Annotated in this window: 16 protein-coding genes; 12 read left to right on the top strand and 4 right to left on the bottom strand. The window is 65.1% G+C overall.

Annotated features, from left to right (window positions below; genetic code table 11):
- Positions 1-41: 41 nt before the first annotated feature.
- From ACPJW8_RS09390 to holA, 9 genes are all read left to right on the top strand, one after another.
- Positions 42-1802: a glycerol-3-phosphate dehydrogenase/oxidase gene (locus tag ACPJW8_RS09390; RefSeq protein WP_330188362.1), complete on the top strand. Its 1761-nt coding sequence runs from the start codon at positions 42-44 to the stop codon at positions 1800-1802.
- A 99-nt stretch (positions 1803-1901) separates the two neighbouring features.
- Entirely contained in the window at positions 1902-2651 is a 750-nt protein-coding gene (locus tag ACPJW8_RS09385; protein ID WP_330188361.1) for an MIP/aquaporin family protein, read from the top strand.
- A 55-nt stretch (positions 2652-2706) separates the two neighbouring features.
- Positions 2707-4221 (top strand): glycerol kinase GlpK, encoded by a 1515-nt coding sequence (gene glpK / locus ACPJW8_RS09380; RefSeq protein ID WP_330188360.1) that lies wholly within the window; start codon positions 2707-2709, stop codon positions 4219-4221.
- Positions 4222-4677: 456 nt separating this feature from the next.
- The gene (leuS, locus tag ACPJW8_RS09375; protein WP_330188359.1) at positions 4678-7200 is read left to right on the top strand and encodes a leucine--tRNA ligase; all 2523 of its coding nucleotides are present in this window, start codon (positions 4678-4680) and stop codon (positions 7198-7200) included.
- A 56-nt stretch (positions 7201-7256) separates the two neighbouring features.
- Positions 7257-8255, top strand: coding sequence for a DegV family protein (locus ACPJW8_RS09370; protein WP_330188358.1), 999 nt, complete (start codon positions 7257-7259; stop codon positions 8253-8255).
- Between the two features lie 48 nt (positions 8256-8303).
- Positions 8304-9227: a helix-hairpin-helix domain-containing protein gene (locus ACPJW8_RS09365; protein ID WP_330188357.1), complete on the top strand. Its 924-nt coding sequence runs from the start codon at positions 8304-8306 to the stop codon at positions 9225-9227.
- On the top strand, positions 9224-11167 hold the full coding sequence (locus ACPJW8_RS09360; RefSeq protein ID WP_330188356.1) for a ComEC/Rec2 family competence protein: 1944 nt from the start codon (positions 9224-9226) through the stop codon (positions 11165-11167). Before ACPJW8_RS09365 ends, ACPJW8_RS09360 begins: the two co-directional genes overlap by 4 nt.
- A 46-nt stretch (positions 11168-11213) precedes the next feature.
- The gene (locus ACPJW8_RS09355; protein WP_330188355.1) at positions 11214-12248 is read left to right on the top strand and encodes a zinc-dependent alcohol dehydrogenase family protein; all 1035 of its coding nucleotides are present in this window, start codon (positions 11214-11216) and stop codon (positions 12246-12248) included.
- 113 nt (positions 12249-12361) lie between these two features.
- A complete protein-coding gene (gene holA, locus ACPJW8_RS09350; RefSeq protein WP_330188514.1) occupies positions 12362-13315 on the top strand; it encodes a DNA polymerase III subunit delta in 954 nt (317 codons plus the stop codon).
- Positions 13316-13412: 97 nt separating this feature from the next.
- On the opposite strand, the gene rpsT is transcribed toward holA, so the two are convergent.
- Together rpsT and ACPJW8_RS09340 are read right to left on the bottom strand one after the other, a co-directional pair.
- Positions 13413-13673 carry a 30S ribosomal protein S20 gene (gene rpsT, locus ACPJW8_RS09345; RefSeq protein ID WP_330188354.1) on the bottom strand — a complete coding sequence of 87 codons (261 nt, stop codon included), beginning with the start codon at positions 13671-13673 and terminating at the stop codon, positions 13413-13415.
- Positions 13674-13852: 179 nt separating this feature from the next.
- Positions 13853-14449, bottom strand: coding sequence for a type II toxin-antitoxin system PemK/MazF family toxin (locus tag ACPJW8_RS09340; RefSeq protein ID WP_330188353.1), 597 nt, complete (start codon positions 14447-14449; stop codon positions 13853-13855).
- Positions 14450-14533: 84 nt separating this feature from the next.
- Here ACPJW8_RS09340 and lepA point away from each other — a divergent pair, with 84 nt between their 5' ends.
- A complete protein-coding gene (gene lepA, locus ACPJW8_RS09335) occupies positions 14534-16387 on the top strand; it encodes a translation elongation factor 4 (RefSeq protein WP_330188352.1) in 1854 nt (617 codons plus the stop codon).
- Complete coding sequence (gene hemW, locus ACPJW8_RS09330; protein WP_330188351.1) at positions 16387-17613, top strand: radical SAM family heme chaperone HemW; 1227 nt, start codon at positions 16387-16389, stop codon at positions 17611-17613. Before lepA ends, hemW begins: the two co-directional genes overlap by 1 nt.
- Before the next feature lie 32 nt (positions 17614-17645).
- Here hemW and ACPJW8_RS09325 read toward each other — a convergent pair whose 3' ends face one another.
- Together ACPJW8_RS09325 and ACPJW8_RS09320 are read right to left on the bottom strand one after the other, a co-directional pair.
- A complete protein-coding gene (locus tag ACPJW8_RS09325) occupies positions 17646-18065 on the bottom strand; it encodes a DUF4870 domain-containing protein (protein ID WP_330188350.1) in 420 nt (139 codons plus the stop codon).
- 70 nt (positions 18066-18135) lie between these two features.
- The gene (locus ACPJW8_RS09320) at positions 18136-18987 is read right to left on the bottom strand and encodes a DUF3097 domain-containing protein (protein WP_330188349.1); all 852 of its coding nucleotides are present in this window, start codon (positions 18985-18987) and stop codon (positions 18136-18138) included.
- 134 nt (positions 18988-19121) lie between these two features.
- Here ACPJW8_RS09320 and hrcA point away from each other — a divergent pair, with 134 nt between their 5' ends.
- Complete coding sequence (gene hrcA, locus ACPJW8_RS09315; protein WP_330188348.1) at positions 19122-20135, top strand: heat-inducible transcriptional repressor HrcA; 1014 nt, start codon at positions 19122-19124, stop codon at positions 20133-20135.
- Positions 20136-20148 lie beyond the last annotated feature (13 nt).

The following is a 20148-nucleotide window of genomic DNA, read 5'->3' as shown; positions in this document are numbered from 1 at the left end:
CTGCTTGGGATGACTGCGAGCACACGCCACAGGGAGAAGTCTTGAGTTCCACGCATCGAAAGTCCGTTGAAGAACTGCGCAACCGGCCCGCAGCAAAGGTGCTGATCGTCGGAGGCGGTATTAACGGCGTCGGAACCTTCCGTGATCTTGCACTCCAGGGCGTTGACGTTGCCCTTGTTGAGCGCGGTGACTACTGCCAGGGTGCCAGTGGCGCCTCCTCCCACATGATCCACGGCGGCATCCGCTACCTGGAGAACGGCGAATTCCGGCTGGTCCGCGAGTCCGTGGTGGAACGCAACAGGCTCCTGAACATCGCCCCCCACTACGTCAAGCCGCTCCAGACCACCATTCCGATCTTCAGCACGTTCTCCGGGATCCTTTCTGCACCCGCACGGTTCCTCACACATAAGCAGGGCAAGCCGAAGGAACGCGGGGCGTTCCTGATCAAACTCGGGCTGAGCATTTATGACTCCTTCTCCCGGGACGGCGGCACGGTGCCTCGCCACCAGTTCCGCGGGCGTGACAAGGCGCTGGCCGAGCTTCCGCAGCTCCACCCCGGCATCAAGTACGCGGCCACGTACTTCGATGCTTCCGTCCACAATCCTGAGCGGCTCACCCTCGACGTCCTCCAGGACGGCGAGAAGGCCGGACGCAGTGGCGGTACCACTGGCGGTACCAACCAGGCCAGGGCAACCAACTACGTGTCACTGGTGTCCATGGGTCCCGCTCCTGCAGCCGGATCCACACCCACAGTGGTGCTTCGTGACGAGCTGACCGGCGAGACCTTCGATTTCAGCGCAGATGTCATTGTGAACACCACCGGCGCCTGGGTGGACCAGACCAACACGGCCATGGGCTCGGCGTCGTCCTTCATGGGCGGCACCAAAGGCTCCCACATCGTCCTGGACCATCCCGCGCTGCTGGCCGCCTGCAACGGCCGTGAGATCTTCTTCGAGCACACGGATGGCAGGATCGTCCTGATTTACCCGCTGGGGGACCGCGTCCTGGTGGGCACCACCGACATCGACGCGGACATGAGTGAAGACGCCGTCTGCACGGACGCCGAAATCGACTACTTCTTCGACCTCATCGGGCATGTGTTCCCCACTGTTGAGGTAACCCGCGAACAGATTGTCTACACGTTCTCCGGTGTCCGGCCGCTGCCCCGGCATGACGATACACAGCCTGGTTTCGTGTCCCGTGATTACCGGATCGAGCGGCGCACTGCCGGCGCCACCGAAGGGACCGGTGCCGTATTGAGCCTGGTCGGCGGAAAGTGGACCACTTTCCGCGCCCTCGCCGAGCACCTGACCAATGACGTGCTGGCCGAACTCGGTGTCGCCCGTAAGGTCTCCACGGCCAAGCTGCCCATCGGCGGCGGCGCCGGCTTCCCCTCCGATGAAGCGGGTGTCCAGCAGTGGATCAAGACGCACATGGCCGCCGGACGCGACGCTGACCGGACGGCCGGACTTTTGACCCGCTACGGGACCCGCGCCGTGGACGTCATGGCCTACCTGGACGGCGGCGAAGACCGGCCCCTGCGCTCCACCCGGGAGCTTTCGAGGCGTGAACTTGAATTTATGGCCGCCAATGAACAGATCGGTCACCTCATAGACGTTTTCATCCGGCGCACGTCCCTGGCCTTCCGGGGACTGGTCACCGGCGAGCTGCTCAATGAGGCCGCGGAGGTCCTCTCCGGACCCCTCGGCTGGGACCGCAACCGCAGCACCGCCGAAATCAAGCACGCCCAGGAGGTGCTGCAGCGCCTTCACAGGGTACAGATCGACAGCCTGGTGGCCTAAACGCCACCCAGGCTGCGGCTCCTGACCGCCCGCCGGCAGGAGCCAAACGGTTCTCCACACCAGGCAGAACCGAATTCACATAAAAAGATGGAGTCAAAGATGTCTCTTGGAATTGTTTTCCTCTCCGAGGTGTTCGGCACGGCAATGCTGACCCTCCTGGGTTGCGGCGTTGTGGCCAACGTCGCGCTGAAGGGGACTAAAGGCAACAGCGGCGGGTTCCTCATGGTGACCTGGGGCTGGGGTATTGCCGTTTTCTCGGGTGTGTACGTTGCGGCGCAGTCCGGGGCACACCTGAACCCGGCCGTCACCCTTGGCCTGCTGGTTAATGGCAAGGACGAGTACGCCCCGGGCGTTGCCGTCGATTTCGCCTCCACTCTCACGTACTTCGGCGGCGAACTGCTCGGTGCCTTCCTGGGCGCAGTCGCCTGCTGGCTGGCGTACAAGCAGCACTTCGATGCCGAGCCTGAGGCCGCCAGCAAGCTGGGCGTCTTCTCCACCGGCCCGGCGATCCGCTCCACCCCGTGGAACCTCGTCACCGAAATCATCGGCACGTTCGTGCTCGTCTTCGTGATCCTGACCTTCGGTGGCACCCCTTCGGGCCTGGGCCCGCTGGCAGTAGCCCTCCTCGTTGTCGGCATCGGCGTGTCCCTGGGCGGTCCCACGGGCTACGCCATCAACCCCGCCCGTGACCTCGGACCGCGCATCGCCCACGCCCTGCTCCCCATCAAGGGCAAGGGTTCCAGCGACTGGAGCTACTCCTGGGTTCCGGTAGTGGGCCCGGCAATCGGTGGAACGCTGGCAGGCCTTGTTGCCGTAGCCGTTCCCATCGTCGCCACCGCAGCATCCTGATCCTGCAGTGCATCCCACTGCAGACAATCTCCCGAGCATAGACAAGGACGTCACCATGAACCAGTACGTAATCGCTATTGACCAGGGCACCACCAGCAGCCGCGCCATTGTGTTCGACCACAGCGGCAACATCGTCTCCACCGGCCAGATGGAGCACGAGCAGATCTTTCCGCAGGCCGGTTGGGTGGAGCACCGCCCGTCGGAGATCTGGGACAACACCCGTGAGGTGATTGCTTCGGCATTGTCCAAGGCCAACCTCACCCGCCATGACATCGCAGCGGTCGGCATCACCAACCAGCGGGAGACCGCCGTCGTGTGGGACAAGACCACCGGTGAAGCTGTCTACAACGCCATTGTCTGGCAGGACACCCGCACCCAGCCCATCGTTGACGAACTCGCAAGGGACGGCGGCGCAGACCGCTTCAAGCAGAAGGTCGGCCTTCCCCTGGCCACCTACTTCTCCGGCACCAAGATCAAGTGGATCCTGGACAACGTCGACGGCGCCAGGGAAAAGGCCGAAGCCGGCAACCTCGTGTTCGGCAACACGGACGCGTGGGTCCTGTGGAACCTGACCGGCGGCGTAGACGGCGGCGTGCACGTCACGGACGTCACCAACGCTTCCCGCACGCTGTTCATGGACCTGGAAACCCTGCAGTGGGACGAGGAAATCCTGGGCATCTTCGGTGTTCCGCGCAGCATGATGCCGGAGATCCGGTCCTCCTCCGAGGTCTACGGCACGGTGCACACCTCACAGCTGCTGCGCGAAGTTCCGGTCGCCGGCATCCTTGGCGACCAGCAGGCGGCCACGTTCGGCCAGGCCGCTTTCCAGACCGGTGAAGCGAAGAACACCTATGGTACGGGCTGCTTCCTGATCTTCAACACCGGTGAAGAGATCGTCCACTCCAAGAATGGACTCCTCACCACCGTTGGCTACAAGCTCGGCGACGCCGCACCGCACTACGCGCTGGAAGGCTCCATCGCCGTCACCGGTTCACTCATCCAGTGGCTGCGGGACAACCTGGGCATGATCAGCACCGCCCCGGAAGTTGAAACCCTCGCGGCGTCCGTCCCGGACAACGGCGGCGTGTACATTGTTCCGGCGTTCTCGGGACTGTTTGCCCCGTACTGGCGTTCGGACGCCCGCGGCGCCATTGTTGGCCTCACCCGGTTCGTGAACAAGAGCCACATCGCCCGCGCGGCCTTGGAGGCCACCGCCTTCCAGACCCGTGAAGTGCTCGACGCCGTCAACGCGGACTCGGGCGTCCCGCTCACCGAACTGAAGGTCGACGGCGGTATGGTCGCCAACGATGCGCTCATGCAGTTCCAGGCGGACATCCTTGGCGTACCCGTCATCCGTCCGAAGGTCGTGGAGACCACAGCGCTCGGTGCCGCCTATGCTGCGGGCCTCGCCGTCGGTTTCTGGAAGGACCTCGGCGAACTCTCCGCCAACTGGTCCGAGGACAAGCGCTGGGAACCGCAGCTGGACCAGGCCGAGCAGGACCGCCAGATGCGGCTCTGGAAGAAGGCAGTCACCAAGTCGATGGACTGGGTGGACGAGGACGTGAAGTAGGCGGTCCTTCAGAGAAATCGTGGCTGAGTCGGGCGACCGGCTCACCACGCAAAGAAGGCGGCCCCTGCCCCGCCCGTCCCCAGCTGCTCCCTCCGCTCGCAAGCTCGCGGTGGGGCCCTCGCAGCCGGGGGCCCACCGCGTGGTGCCCACCACACCCGGGCATGGGGCCGCCTTCTTTGCTTTTCGACGAATCACATCCCACACCTCAGACTGTCGCTGCCTCCATAACAGCTCCGCATATGCGCCTGCAGCATGGGGGAGTGCGCTAAAGTAGCCTTATGCGTGCGATCCTCCTGCTTATCTAGCCGCCCGGTGTCCGGATAGACGGATTGCCGTGCGGCCGCCCCTCCAATTGTGAGGGGCTTTTGTGTGTCCGGCCCCTTGCCGGGACCGCGGGAAACATCAAGCAGGAGCCAGGGCCGCACCACGTGCGGTAAAGAACAGAAGAGGGCAGCAGTGAGCGTTCAGCCGGAAACCGAAACCGGAGCAACACCAGGGGCCGGCGTCCCTGAAGAAGGTACCTACAGCTTTGCGGCGATGGAAGCCAAGTGGCCGCAGGTGTGGGAAGACCTCAAGGTCTTCACGCCAGTCGACGACGGCTCCCGTGAACGGCGCTACGTCCTGGACATGTTCCCTTACCCTTCTGGTGACCTTCACATGGGCCACGCTGAGGCCTTCGCCATGGGCGACGTTGTGGCGCGGTACCTCCGCCAGCAGGGCTTCGACGTACTGCACCCCATCGGTTGGGACTCGTTCGGACTGCCTGCAGAGAACGCAGCGATCAAGCGCAATGCCCACCCCAGCGAGTGGACGTACGCCAACATCGATACCCAGGCCGCATCCTTTAAGCGCTATGCCATTTCGGCTGACTGGTCCCGCCGCCTGCACACATCCGATCCCGGGTACTACCGCTGGACCCAGTGGCTGTTCAAGCGGTTCTACGAGCGCGGCCTGGCCTACCGCAAGGATTCACCGGTCAACTGGTGCCCCAAGGACCAGACGGTCCTGGCCAACGAACAGGTAGTCAACGGCGCCTGTGAGCGCTGTGGCACGCCGGTCACCAAGAAGTCCCTGAACCAGTGGTACTTCAAGATCACCGATTACGCCGACCGCCTGCTCGATGACATGGAGCAGCTGCGCGGCCACTGGCCCGAGCGCGTCCTCGCCATGCAGAAGAACTGGATCGGACGTTCAGAAGGTGCCCACGTCACCTTCAGCATCGAGGCCGACGGCGGCCGTCCCGCCAAGGACGTCACGGTGTTCACCACGCGTCCTGACACCCTCTACGGCGCAACTTTCTTCGTGGTGGCAGCTGACGCTCCGATCGCCGTCGAGCTTGTCACGGACGAACATGCCGCTGCCCTGGATGAATACCGCGAGCAGGTCAAGGCGCTGTCCGAGATTGAACGCCAGTCAACGGAGCGGGAAAAGACAGGTGTCTTCACCGGGCGTTACGCCATCAATCCGCTGAACGGCGAAAAGCTGCCGGTCTGGGCCGCTGACTACGTCCTGGCTGATTACGGAACTGGTGCCATCATGGCCGTTCCGGCGCACGACCAGCGCGACCTCGACTTCGCCCGGAAGTTCGGAATTCCGGTCCGTGCCGTGCTGGATACCGGTGAGGAGGATCCGGCCGTCTCCGGCAAGGCAACCGCCGGCGAGGGAACGCTGATTAACTCCGGTGAACTGGACGGACTGCCCAAGGCGCAGGCCATCCCCGCAGCCATTGAGATCCTGGAACGCCAGGGCACCGGCGAGAAGTTCGTGAACTTCCGGCTCCGTGACTGGCTCCTGAGCCGCCAGCGCTTCTGGGGCACGCCGATTCCGATCATCCACTGCCCGTCATGCGGTGAAGTTCCGGTGCCCGATGACCAGCTTCCGGTCACGCTGCCTTCGGACCTGCGCGGCGAGGACCTGTCTCCCAAGGGCACCTCGCCGCTGGCTGCGGCAGAGGCCTGGGTGAATGTGGAATGCCCGGAGTGCCATGGCCCGGCCAAACGGGATACGGACACCATGGATACCTTCGTGGATTCGTCCTGGTACTTCCTGCGTTTCGTCTCCCCGGATTACACGGAGGGCCCGTTCGATCCCGCCAAGATCAATGACTGGATGCCGGTGGGCCAGTACGTGGGCGGTGTGGAGCACGCCATCCTGCACCTGCTCTACTCGCGGTTCTTCACCAAGGTGATCAACGACCTCGGACTGATTGATACCAACGAACCGTTCAGTGCGCTCCTGAACCAGGGCCAGGTCCTCAACGGCGGCAAGGCCATGAGCAAGTCGCTGGGCAACGGCGTTGACCTGGGTGAGCAGCTGGATAAGTACGGCGTTGATGCCGTCCGCCTCACCATGATCTTCGCCTCCCCGCCGGAGGACGACGTCGACTGGGCGGATGTTTCGCCGTCGGGCTCTGCGAAGTTCCTGGCGCGCGCCTGGCGCCTGGCACAGGACGTCACCAGCTCCCCGGGGTCGGATCCCACCACCGGCGACCGCGCCCTGCGCTCCATCACGCACCGCACCATCGCCGAATCTGCCGAGCTGCTTGACCACAACAAGTTCAACGTTGTGGTGGCCAAGCTGATGGAACTGGTCAACGCCACGCGTAAGGCGATCGACTCAGGCGTTGGTGGAGCTGACCCCGCGGTCCGCGAAGCTGCCGAAGCGGTGGCCGTGATCCTGAGCCTCTTCGCTCCATACACTGCCGAGGACATGTGGAACGTTCTGGGACACCCGGCCTCAGTTGCCAACGCCGGCTGGCCGAAGCACGATCCCGCCCTCCTCGTCCAGGACACGGTGACCGCCGTCGTCCAGGTCCAGGGCAAGGTGCGCGACAGGCTTGAGGTGTCTCCGGACATCACTGAAGACGCACTCCGCGAGCTGGCACTGGCCTCGGAAAACGTGCGGCGCGCCATGGAAGGCCGCGGCATCCGGACGGTCATCGTCCGGGCGCCTAAGCTGGTCAACATCGTTCCGTCCTAGGACGGAAAGGCCGCCGGGGCGTCCCGGCGGCCAGTGGAGCACCAGGAGGCAAATCCATGCCGGACCGTGATACTGCCGCATGGTTGTGGCTCAGGGAGCGGTTCGCCGCAGTGCGCGGTGGCCGCCAGCCGGTGCCCGTTGCCCCGGTACCGGAATCGGTGACGACGGCGGTCGTCACCGATTCCGCCGCTGCCTTGCCTTTGCCGTGGGTCCAGGGCTGCTCCCCGGAAGGTCTCCTGACCGTTGTCCCCATGCCGGTCATGGTGGGTGAGGAGATTTACGGCGAGGGCGAGGATGACATTTCCGAAACCATTGCGGTGGCACTCGCTTCAGGGAGCGCGGTCAAGACGTCCAGGCCGTCCCCTGGTCAGTTCGAGCAGGCGTACCTTGCTGCGGCGCGGCGCGGGTTCTCGTCAGTGGTTTCCATCCACGTTTCCGGCGGACTCTCAGGCACTGCCGATGCTGCCCGGCTGGCCGCGTCCCGGGTGCAGATTCCGGTGCAGGTGATCGACACGCGGACCGTCGCCATGGCTCAGGGCATGGCCGTCCAGAATGCCGTCATTGCGGCCGGTACCGGAGCGGATGCCGCTGAAGTCGCAGAGGCAGCTGCCGGGGGCGTTGCCGGCTCCAGGATCTACTTCTACGTTCCCAGCCTGGAGCAGCTGCGCCGTGGCGGCCGGATCGGAGCCGCCGCGTCACTCCTGGGTACCGTGCTGGCGATCAAGCCCATCCTTTCCGTCCAGGACGGCCGGATCGTTCCCCTGGAGAAGGTCCGGTCCGCGGCGAAGGCCATTGCCCGCCTGGAAGAGCTGGCCATTGCGGATGCGGCTGCACGCCCGGCGGGGAGCGCCAGATTGGCGGTGCACCACTTCGGCAACGCGGAACAGGCCGCCGGGCTGGTCCGCCGGCTGGGGGAGGCGCTGCCGCAGTGCCCGCCGGCGCAGGCGAGTGCGTTGCCTGCCGTGCTGGCCGCACACGCAGGGCTTGGCGTTCTGGCCGTCATCGTGGGGGAAACGACGCCGGCCCTCCCCGGTCTGCCGGAACTATCCACATAGCCCGATCCACGGGTTCCGGTGGGTTGGGTGCCTGCCTAGCCTTGGGATATGTCACGTCGAAGATCAGGAGGGACCGCCGGCCGGCATGCCGGCGAGCGGCTGCTGGCAACCCTTGACCCCCGGATCGAGGAAGGGACCGGCGGGACTCCCGAACCGGGCACTGCGGCGGACGATTTCTTTGTGTACACCGATCCCTCCGCGCCACAGCTGCCGTCCCGTTCGCCTCCTGCTTCGGCGGTCGTCAGGTTCCGGACGGGGATCCGGGCGGCTGTATTCGTCGCCGTCTTATGCCTGGCAGGCGGGGCCTGGTTCTGGTGGCAGGCGCTCGGTGGCCGCACGGAGGTGATCCCGCTGGCCATGACGGAGGCGTCGCAGGGTGCTGGGGTTCCCGCGGGAACAAATGAGCCCGGGGTCGCGGAGCCGCGGCCGGAGCCCGGCACTGCGAAGCCCGGTACTGCAGGGACTGGCACTGCGGAACCTGGCGCCGCCGGTTCAGCCAGTCAGCCAGCCGTGGCCGTGATTCATGTGGCAGGTGCCGTCAACGCTCCCGGCGTGGTGACGATCGCCGTGGGAAGCCGCGTCAACGACGCCATCATCGCCGCGGGTGGTGCATCGGCCGGGTCTGATCCCGGAAGGCTGAACCTGGCGGCTGTCGTGACGGACGGCCAGAAGATCTACGTGCCGCGTCCCGGCGAAGAGCTGCCTGCGGAACCCGCCGGGTCACCCCCAGCGGCAGGAGGTGCAGCGGCCTCACCGGGTGCGCCGGGATCCCAGGGCGGCGCCAAGGTAAACCTCAACACGGCCACTTCCTCCGAGCTGGCCACATTGCCCAAAGTCGGTCCCGTCCTCGCACAGAAAATCATCGACTGGCGGGTGGAGCACGGTCCTTTCTCAACTGTGGAGGAGCTTGATGCCGTGGATGGCGTCGGGCCCAAGATGCTCGAAACGCTGCTCCCGCTGGTATCCGTATGACATCGAGGGCACCCTGGCAGGGGTTTATTGACGCCGCCGTCGGAATCGAGGCAGTTCCGGGCTCACAACAAGCGGGCGGGTTGCCGCCTGCAGCACGGAACGCCAGGCGGCCGCCCGCCAGTCACTGGCGGCCACTGGCTGCGCATGGCGGACGGGCCGGGCGGGCGGAGGCAGCCAGGAATAAAGCCAAGGCGCGCTTCGCTACGTGGTTCTCCGCACCGGACAAAGCCGAAGATGAGGTTCCTGTCCGCCGGGCGGACCTTCGGCTGGTACCGGCCGTCGTGCTGGTCTGGGGAGCCGCTGCCGCCGGTGGATTCCTCCCGCAATGGATCCTCGCGGTTGTATGCATCCTGTTGGTGGCAGCGGCCGCCGGCCTGGTTTTTGTGCGGCTCCGTCGGAGCCGGCAACCGCGCGCAGCCCACCGGAACGGCCTTCGTTCACGCACCATGGTGACCCGCCCTCCGGTCAGAAGCCTCCACTTCACTGTCGCGGTGGCACTGCTGCTCGCCGCAACGGCTGCGGCGCACTCGGCTGTAGCATCCAGCCAGCGGCACGATACTCCGTTCGCAGCCCTTGTGGCCCGGGAGGCCGGCGTCGTTGTGGTCCTTGAAGTGACAGGCACGCCACGCCATCTTGGTGCCGGGATCCATGAAGGAGCGCCGGAGGCCGGGAACTGGGCTGTAACGGCCTCGGTCAGGGAGGTCACAGCAAGCGGGGAAACGGTCCGGACGGTCGCCGGTACCATCGGCATCACGGTGATGGGCGGCAGCGACTGGGAATCCGTCGTCCCTGGCCAGCTGATCAGGGCTGCCGGAAAGCTCTCAGCGTCGCGGCCCGGTGATCCGGAAGCGGGTGTTCTCTCCGCAGCAACTGCCCAGGATGCGGCGGCCGCCGTTCCGCAGCGGGCGGACAGCGACGCCGGAGCCACCCGGCTGTATTCGGCGCTTCAGGCCATGCGCAGCAAGTACGTGGACTCCGCGCACTTTCTTCCGCCTGATGCCCGCGGACTGCTTCCGGGAATGGTTACAGGAGATACCAGTTCCCTTGACCCGGAGCTTGAGGAGGCCATGCGTTCCGTGGGTATGTCGCACCTGACAGCCGTCAGTGGCGCGAACTGCAGCCTGGTGATGGGCGCGTTGCTGATGTTGCTGCGTTCATTCCGGCTGGCCAGGCCTGTGGCAGCACTGTGTGCCTTGGTGGGGCTGGCGCTCTTCGTTGCGCTGGTGGGTCCTGAGCCCTCGGTGGTGCGTGCGGCCTTTATGGGCTCGATTGCTGTGGCATCACTTGCGGGCGGGCGGCCGGGCAGGGGGCTGAGCCTGGTGTGCCTGGCGGTTCTGGCCCTGCTCCTTTTCGATCCTTCACTGGCCACTGACATGGGGTTTGTGCTGTCCGTGGCCGCGACCCTCGGGATCGTCCTCCTGGCCCGCCGGATGATGTCCTGGACGGCTCCGTGGCTGCCGCAGTGGTTTGCTGCGTTGCTGGCGGTGCCGTTGTCCGCCCAGGTCATGTGCGGGCCCATCGTGATCCTGCTGCAGCCGGCCTATTCTTCATACTCCCTCGCTGCGAATGTCCTGGCCGCTCCGCTGGTGGCCCCGGTAACGGTCCTGGGAACCACCGCGGTCCCGTTCGTGGTGGTGCTGCCGTGGCTGACGGCAGCGCTCAATGTTCCGGCCGGCCTGTGTGCTGCTGCAGTAGCTGCCATAGCCCGGTTTATGGCAGGGCTGCCAGGGGCCTTGTTGCCGTGGTCCGAAGGTGCTGTAGGCATTGCCAGCATGTGCCTGATGTCCGTGCTGTCCGTCCTGCTGGTGTGGGCGCTGTTCAACCCCGGCTTGTTCTGGCGGCGGGTCCTGGTGCTGCACAGCAGGATCGAGGTTGTCCTCGACGCCGCCCACCGTGCCAGGGCCCGGCTTGGTGGCTGCCTGCCGCCATGGCAGTCTTGAAATCCCGACCATTCCGGCGGGACTAACCCAGTAAGTGGAGGATGTTGTGCGAGCGCTATTCATGGACCGGATCGCCGGGCCGTTGGCTGTCAGGGAGATCGGGCAGCCGCAGGTCCCGGCAGGCGGCGTCGTCATTGCCGTCGCGGCCACCGGACTGTGCCGCAGCGACTGGCACGCCTGGGTGGGCCATGACGACATCGCGCTGCCCCACGTACCCGGGCACGAGTTCGCCGGCATTGTGGTCAACGTCGGTCCGGGAGTGACGAAGTGGTCAGTGGGGGACCGCGTCACCGCGCCCTTTGTTGAGGGCTGCGGAACGTGCGAGTGGTGCCTGACGGGCAACGCGCAGGTCTGCCCGGAACAGCAGCAGCCGGGTTTCACGCACTGGGGCTCCTTTGCCGAACAGGTTGTCATCCACGCAGCAGACACCAACCTCGTAGCGATCCCTGAAGGCGTCAGCTTTGAGGCAGCGGCGAGCCTGGGCTGCCGCTTCGCGACCGCCTACCGTGCACTGACCGGCCGGGCACATCTGCAGGCCGATGAATGGGTCACGATTGTGGGTGCGGGCGGCGTGGGACTGAGCGCCGTGATGATCGCGAAGGCACTGGGCGGAAAGGTCATCGCCGTCGACAGGAACCAGGCGGCCCTCGATGTGGCGTTGTCCCTTGGAGCGGACCACGTCCTGGTTTCGGACGGCTCGGACATTCCCGGACAGGTACACACCCTTACCGGAGGAAGCCACGTCTCCATTGACGCCGTCGGAAGCGAGCAGACGTGTGCGGACGCCCTCCTCAGCCTGCGCCGTCGTGGCCGGCACGTGCAGATCGGCCTCCTGCCGCCGGTTGAGGGTGATCCGCGCGTTCCCATGGCCCGAGTGATCGCCTGGGAGCTGGACGTGTTCGGCAGCCACGGCATGGCCGCGGCCGACTACCCCGGAATGCTGGCGCTGATCGAATCAGGGGCGCTCTCGCCGCAGAAACTCATCGAGCGCGTCATCGGACTGGAAGAAGCCGCTGACATGCTGCCACAGCTGGACACCGCGAATGTGGCAGGCATGACCATGATCGATCCAACACGCTGACACTTCGGTAACCTTGGAACCTCTACCTTTACCTCCGGAAGGAACCCATCGTGGCTGGACCATCGTCTAGGACATCCAAGGCGCAGGCCCAGAACCTGGTTTCCTGGCGGGATGTGGAACCGGCTGCGGTTGTCCTCATCAGCGGCCCGGAAGAATACCTTGGCATCAGGGCAATGGACTCGGTCAGGGCACGCGTGCGCGCCGCAGCCCCAGACGTTGAGGTCACCCGGATCAATGCCGCGGCCTATGAAGCCGGCGCTTTGAGGATGCACGTGAGTCCTTCGCTCTTTGGCGAACGGAAGCTCATTGAGGTTGAGGCTGTGGAGGGCATGAATGATGCCTTCCTGGCGGACGCCCTGGCATACCTGGAGCACCTTGAGGATGACGCCGTCCTGGTGCTGCGCCATGCCGGCGGTACCCGTGGAAAGAAGCTGCTCGACGCCGTCAAGGCTGGCGGGTGGCCGGTGGTGGACTGCCAGCCGCTCAAGAAGGACAGCGACAAGGCAACGCTGGTGACGTTGGAGTTCAAGGCAGCCGGCCGCAGGATCGAGCCCGCCGCGGTTCAGGCTCTGGTCAGCGCTGTGGGGGCGAACCTGTCGGAGCTGGCCGCCGCCTGCAGCCAGCTCATTGCTGATGCCACCACCGCTGTGGACGCCGACATGGTGGACAAGTACTACGGAGGCCGGATCGAGGCCACAGCGTTCAAGGTGGCAGACGCGGCGATGGCCGGTAACGGCCCGGTGGCTTTGTCCACCTTGCGCCACGCGCTTGCCACCGGAGCGGATCCGGTTCCCTTGGTGGCCGCCCTGGCGGCGAAGCTCCGTACCGTTGCAAAGGTGGCCGGTGCCCAGGGCTCCCCGGCGCAGATTGCCCGTGACCTGGGGCTGCAGCCATGGCTTGTGGAGCAGGCGCAGCGCGATGTCCGTCGCTGGACGCCCGAAGGCCTGGTTCGCTCCATCCAGGCAACAGCGGAAGCCGACGCGCAGGTCAAAGGCCTGGCCAAGGATCCCGTTTATGCCGTGGAGCATGCAGTGACGGTCATCGCCACCTCGGTGAAGCAAAAGTAGGCAGCGGTCTTCCGCCTCGAAACGGCAAAGGGACCTTAAACGCAGGTGGCCGGCTCGAATGAGCCGGCCACCAATCAGTTCAGCAGAACTGGAAACCTTACAGAGCGTTGACCTTCTTGGAGATCGCCGACTTGCGGTTCGCTGCGTTGTTCTTGTGCAGAACACCCTTGCTGACAGCCTTGTCCAGCTTGCGGCTGGCAGTAACAAGAGCAGCAGTAGCAGCGTCCTTGTCGGTGGACTCAACGGCGGTGTTGACGGCGCGGATGGCCGTCTTCAGCTCGGACTTGACTGCGTTGTTGCGCAGGCGTGCCTTTTCGTTGGTCAGGATGCGCTTCTTCTGGGACTTGATATTAGCCACGTGTGAACTCTCTTTTTTAATGCGGAAATGGTCTAGAGGGCTTTTCCGGCTGGCCTTGACTGAGCGGCGTGGGGATACCTATGGCGGCCAACCTTCAGTGACCGTCGACCTGCACGGACACACAGCTGTCAATATTAGCAGAGTTCAACGCAGGGTTGCCAGTTTGGCCGGCGCGACCTTTAGCGTCGTGGCGTCGGTCGGCCGTGCCGTTCCTTCAGTGCGGTGGCCACTGCCCGGAAAGCGGATTCATCCAGGACCGCCCCCTCGCGGCGGATGTCGCTTTCGCGGATCTGCAGGATCCTGTCCAGCTTTGCTTCACTTGGCCTGCCTTGCCTGTCCCAGGCGCCGGCTCCCACATCCACGTGGTCCCGCGATGGCGACCTCCCGCCGTCGTGGTCCTTGCTGGTGAGCATCAGCGCCAGGAGGAATCCGCCGTGGCTTCCGATGATGAGGACGGGGCGGTCCTTGCCCCGGGAGTGGTCTTCCTCGTAGGGCACCCAGGTCCACACGATTTCGCCCGGGTCAGGGTTGCCATCGGGGGAGGGGGCGTAGCGCAGCCGCAACTGTTCGCCGGCTTTCACGCGGTAGTCACCTGGGTACGGGGACGCCAGGCCGGGCTGCGGACGCATTCCCGGCAGGACGGAAGAATTGCCCGACGCCGGAACCCCCTGGGCGGAACGGGCCGGTTTGCGTGCGTCCGGAGTTTGCCGGGGTTCAGCCAGCAGGCGAAAGACGGAACGGGCGGCGCGGGCCAGGGACCGGACATTGAAGACCATGGTGCCAGCCTAGTGCGCATGGGCGGGCGCGGACGTGGGACACTTGAAGTTCACAACCTGAGCAGCCAACAGTAAGGACCTTGCGTGTCTCCCATGGCCCGCACCGCCCCGGTGCCCGCCGCGACAGATCCGGCCATCATTCGGAATTTCTGCATCATCGCGCACATTGACCACGGCAAATCCACCCTGGCAGACCGCATGCTGCAGTTCACCGGCGTGGTCCAGTCGCGGGACATGAAGGCCCAGTACCTGGACCGCATGGATATCGAACGCGAACGCGGCATCACCATCAAGTCCCAGGCGGTCCGCATGCCGTGGGAGCTGGACGGCACCAGCTATGCGCTGAACATGATCGACACCCCGGGCCATGTGGACTTCACCTATGAGGTCTCCCGCTCCCTGGCTGCCTGCGAAGGCGCCATCCTGCTTGTTGACGCGGCGCAGGGCATCGAAGCCCAGACGCTGGCCAACCTGTACCTGGCCATGGAAAACAACCTCACCATCATTCCGGTGCTGAACAAGATCGACCTCCCGGCCGCCCAGCCTGAGAAGTACGCGGCCGAGCTGGCCAACCTGATCGGCGGGGATCCCGAGGACGTCCTGCGGGTCTCGGGCAAGACCGGCGCAGGCGTTGAGGCGCTCCTGGACAAGATCGTCCGTGACCTTCCCGCGCCCGTTGGCAACGCCGACGCACCCGCCCGGGCCATGATTTTCGACTCGGTTTACGACACCTACCGCGGCGTCATCACCTATGTCCGCGTGGTGGACGGAATGCTGCACCCGCGCGAAAAAATCCAGATGATGTCCACCCGGGCCACGCACGAACTCCTGGAGATCGGCGTCAGTTCACCTGAGCCCACGCCGTCCAAGGGGTTGGGCGTTGGCGAGGTGGGCTACCTGATCACAGGCGTGAAGGACGTCCGCCAGTCCAAGGTGGGCGATACCATCACCAACCTGGCCAAACCGGCGTCGGAATCCCTCCCGGGCTACGCGGATGCCAAGCCCATGGTGTTCTCCGGCCTGTATCCGCTGGATGGCACGGACTACCCAGTGCTCCGTGACGCCCTTGAAAAGCTGATGCTCAATGACGCCGCCCTCATTTATGAACCGGAGACGTCCGCGGCGCTGGGCTTCGGTTTCCGTGTGGGCTTCCTTGGCCTGCTGCACCTGGAAATCACGCGCGAGCGGCTGGAACGTGAGTACAACCTGGACCTGATCTCCACGGCACCCAACGTGGAGTACGAGGTCACGCTGGAGGATAAAAAGGTGGTCCACGTGACCAACCCCAGCGAGTACCCCACGGGCAAGGTGGCAGAGGTCCGCGAGCCCATGGTCTCAGCCACCATCCTGGCCCCGAACGACTTCGTGGGCGCCATCATGGAGCTGTGCCAGAGCCGCCGCGGCGTGATGAACGGCATGGACTACCTCTCGGAGGACCGTGTGGAAATCCGCTACCGGCTGCCTCTGGCCGAGATCGTGTTCGACTTCTTCGACATCCTCAAGTCCAAGACCCGGGGCTACGGTTCGCTGGACTGGAAGGCGGACGGGGACCAGGTGGCAGACCTGGTCAAGGTGGACATCATGCTCCAGGGCGAGCAGGTTGACGCGTTCAGCGCCATCACCCACCGCGACAAGGCCTACGCCTACGGCGTGATGATGACCGGCAAGCTGCGCGAACTTATTCCCAGGCAGCAGTTCGAGGTGCCCATCCAGGCCGCCATCGGCTCGCGCATCATCGCCCGCGAAAGCATCCGCGCCATCCGCAAGGACGTGCTGGCAAAGTGCTACGGCGGCGACATCACGCGTAAGCGCAAGCTGCTGGAGAAGCAGAAGGAAGGCAAAAAGCGCATGAAGATGGTGGGCCGCGTTGAGGTCCCCCAGGAAGCGTTTATTGCGGCCCTGACCACTGACGAATCGAAGGACAAGGCAAAGAAGTAATGCCCAGCGCGCTTCCCCTGGGGGATCCGGCACCGGCCGACGGCCTGCTGCCCGCCCAGGTGTTGGACGGTGTGGACGGCCGGACCTTCGGGCTCTATGTCCATATTCCGTTCTGCGCTGTCCGCTGCGGGTACTGCGACTTCAACACCTACACGGCAACGGAGCTCGGGGGCGGGGCGTCGCAGGATGCCTACGCGTCCACGGCGATCTCCGAGCTCGGGTTTGCTGAGCGGGCCCTGGCCGGTTCCGGCCTGCCTGCCCGGCCGCTCACTTCGGTGTTCTTCGGTGGCGGTACTCCCACGCTCCTGCCTGCGGATGATCTCGCGAGGATCCTGACTGCCGCCGTCAGCCAGTGGGGGCTGGTGCCAGGCGCTGAGGTCACCACTGAAGCCAATCCCGATTCGGTAACCCCGGAATCGTTGCAGCTGCTGGCGGACGCCGGCTTCACCCGGGTGTCCTTCGGCATGCAGTCGGCCGTTCCACACGTGCTGAAGGTCCTGGACCGTACCCATACACCCAGCCGCGTCCCGCTGGCGGTGCAGTGGGCCCGGCAGGCCGGTCTCTCCGTCAGCCTGGACCTGATTTACGGCACTCCGGGCGAGTCCATGGCGGACTGGCGGACATCTGTCGAAACCGCACTCTCCTACGGGCCGGACCACATCAGTGCGTATGCGCTGATCGTGGAAGACGGCACCAAGCTCGCCGCACAGATCCGGCGCGGCGAGGTGCCCGCAATTGACGACGACGACCACGCCGCCAAGTATGAGCTCGCCGACGAACTGATTACCGCCGCCGGCCTTGGCTGGTACGAGGTCAGCAACTGGGCGCGTTCCGCCGGGCAGCAATGCCGCCATAACCTGGCCTACTGGCGCGGAGATGACTGGTGGGGGATTGGTCCCGGAGCCCATTCACACGTTGGCGGCGTCCGCTGGTGGAATGTCAAGCACCCCACGGCCTACGCCGGGCGCCTGTCCTCCGGTTTGTCCCCTGCGGCGGGGCGGGAAACCCTCGACGCCGGCACCCGGAACGTGGAGCGCGTCCTCCTGGAAGCCCGCCTGGCTTCAGGGCTGGACATTGGGACGCTCGGAACCGGCAGGCAGGCGATCGCCGGCCTGATCGCCGATGCCCTGATTGACCCGGCCGCGGCTTTCGCGGGCAGGCTGGTACTGACGCTTAAAGGCCGATTGCTGGCTGACGCCGTCGTCCGGAGGATCCTGCCGGACTGACATACCGGGCATGCCGGCAGCGCTCCATCCGCCTACTTGATGAGCCGGAGGTTGTACTGATAGCGGTGCGGCTGGCCACGGTTGACGTGGATGCCTGCGGACACCGAGAAGCATGCCAGCGTAATCCAGATCAGGGTGGCGATCACGGCAAAGAAGTTGCCGATGCCCGGGATGAACAGCAGCAGGTTGGCCAGGACTGCCACGGCAGTGGGCGGGAGCGTGAAGTTGAGCGCTTCCTTGGATTCCTGTGCCGTGAAGGGCCCGCGGTCCTTGAAGATCAGGTAAATCAGCAGCGACGGAATACAGCCGAGAATGCCGCCGAAGTGGGCCAGCGTTGCCCACTGCCGGTCTTCGTTGGCGGTCAGCGGCAGGGCGTTGGCGGGCACGCCGTGGTACTCGGGACCGCCCGTGCCGGGCTGGTGTTCCCTGTTGTCGCGCGCATTCTCTGCCACGTGTTGTCCTTTTCGGTGCTGCGTAGTGTCTAGATAAGAATACTTGCTCCAGCCGGCGACATTGCCCCGCTCAGGGGACAGTGAGGAAATCGATCACTTCTTCAACCCTGCCAAGCAGCGCTGCTTCAAGGTCCGCGTAAGTGTTGACGGCGGAGAGCAGCTTCTGCCATCCCAGTCCGATGTCCTCTTTTGTCTCATGAGGCCAGCCGAATGCAGCCAGGATGCCGGTTTTCCAGTCCTGGCCCCGGGGCACCACAGGCCATACGGGAATCCCCAGCACTGACGGCCGGATGGCCTGCCAGACGTCCACGTACGGGTGGCCCACAATCAGGACGTTGCCCGCCGCGCCTGCCGAGCGCATGACGTCGGCAGCGATGCGGGATTCCTTGGAGTCGGGGACCAAGTGGTCCACAAGGATGCCCAGCCGGCGTCCCGGGCCCGGGGCGAATGCGGCCACGGCGCCGGGGAGGTCGTCGATGCCGTGCAGGGGTTCCACCACGATGCCTTCAACACGGAGGTCGTCACCCCAGACCTTCTCGACCAGTTCGGCGTCGTGCTTTCCCTCAACCCAGATCCTGCTGGCTTTGGCCACCTGCGCACGTTGACCGGCCACCCGGACCGAACCGGATGCGGTCCTCTGTGGAGCGGCCTGGGCTCCGGCTGTCCGCGGGGCGGGAGGATCCAGCCGGATCGGGGTGCCCTCCAGGAGGAAGCCGTAACCGAGTTTGAAGGAACGCGGCTTACCCCTGCGGTCTTCCAGGACCACCAGGTGCATGCCACCGGATTTCTCCACGCGGGTCACGGCCCCCACCCAGCCGGATTGCACTTCTTCAAGGACCATCCCGCGTTCGACCGGGACGGCCGGAAGTTCGGTGCGCGCGGGCGCACTGAGATCCTGTGGGCCCCAATTCTGGTACTGCATCCGGTCCCGCCTCACGCCAGCCTGCCGGGGCGGATTTCGCCCGGAGCGGTACCAATGCTAACAACGCGGCGAGTCATATTAGACTGGCACTTGGGCATGTCGAGTGCTAAAGATCCATCGGAGGGAGGTAGACAATGAGCGATCCACGCAAACTTGAGGTACTGCGGGCCATAGTGGAGGACTACGTCCACTTCCGTGAACCGGTGGGCTCCAAGGCCCTTGTTGAACGCCATCACCTTGGGGTTTCCAGCGCCACCATCCGCAATGACATGGCTGCCCTGGAGGACGAAGGCCTCATTACGGCTCCGCATACCAGCGCCGGCCGGGTTCCCACAGACAAGGGTTACCGGTTGTTTGTGGACCAGATCTCCGCCGTCAAGCCGTTGTCCCAGGCCGAACGCCGGGCCATTCAGACCCTCCTTGAGGGGGCGGACGATCTTGATGACGTACTGGACCGCACAGTACGGCTCCTGTCCCAGCTGACCAACCAGGTGGCTGTAGTCCAGTACCCCCACCAAAGCCGGGCGCAGGTGCGTCACATAGAGTTCGTGCTGTTGGCGCCGCGCAGGGTGCTGGTGGTTCTGATCGCCACTACGGGCAAGGTGGACCAGCGCGTTGTCGACGTCGGCACGGACATTGGCGAGGAAGCCCTGGCAGTGCTTCGAACCAACTTCCTGGCCGCAACCCAGGGCACCCTCCTCAGTCAGCTTCCGCAAACCCTGCCCGGTGCGGTGGCTGCGGCGGCGCCCGTTTATCGCGCTGCCGCCAATGCGCTGGCACACGGACTTGAAGCACTCGCTCAGGGCAGCCGTGAAGAGCGGATGGTCATGGCCGGGACGGCGAACCTTGCCCGGTCCACGGTGGACTTTCCGCTGAGTATCGGCCCCGTGCTGGAGGCTTTGGAAGAGCAGGTCGTGATGCTTCGGCTGCTCAGCGAGATGGCACAGGACCCCCGCGGAGTAACGGTCAGCATCGGACGCGAGAACCCTTACGACGGCCTCGCGGAAGCCTCTGTAGTGGCCACCAGTTACGGTCCGGACAGCTCCGCAAAGATCGGTGTCCTTGGTCCCACCCGGATGGACTATCCCACCACCATGGCCGCGGTGCGGGCTGTTGCCCGTTACCTTTCGCGCATTCTTGGGCCGTAAGGTCCGCAGCATC

The organism is Pseudarthrobacter sp. J47, from assembly GCF_049810315.1.
In the GTDB taxonomy this organism is placed as follows: domain Bacteria; phylum Actinomycetota; class Actinomycetes; order Actinomycetales; family Micrococcaceae; genus Arthrobacter.
The sequence above is the reverse complement of the archived record's forward strand: the minus strand, read 5'-3'. Positions and strand labels throughout refer to the sequence as shown.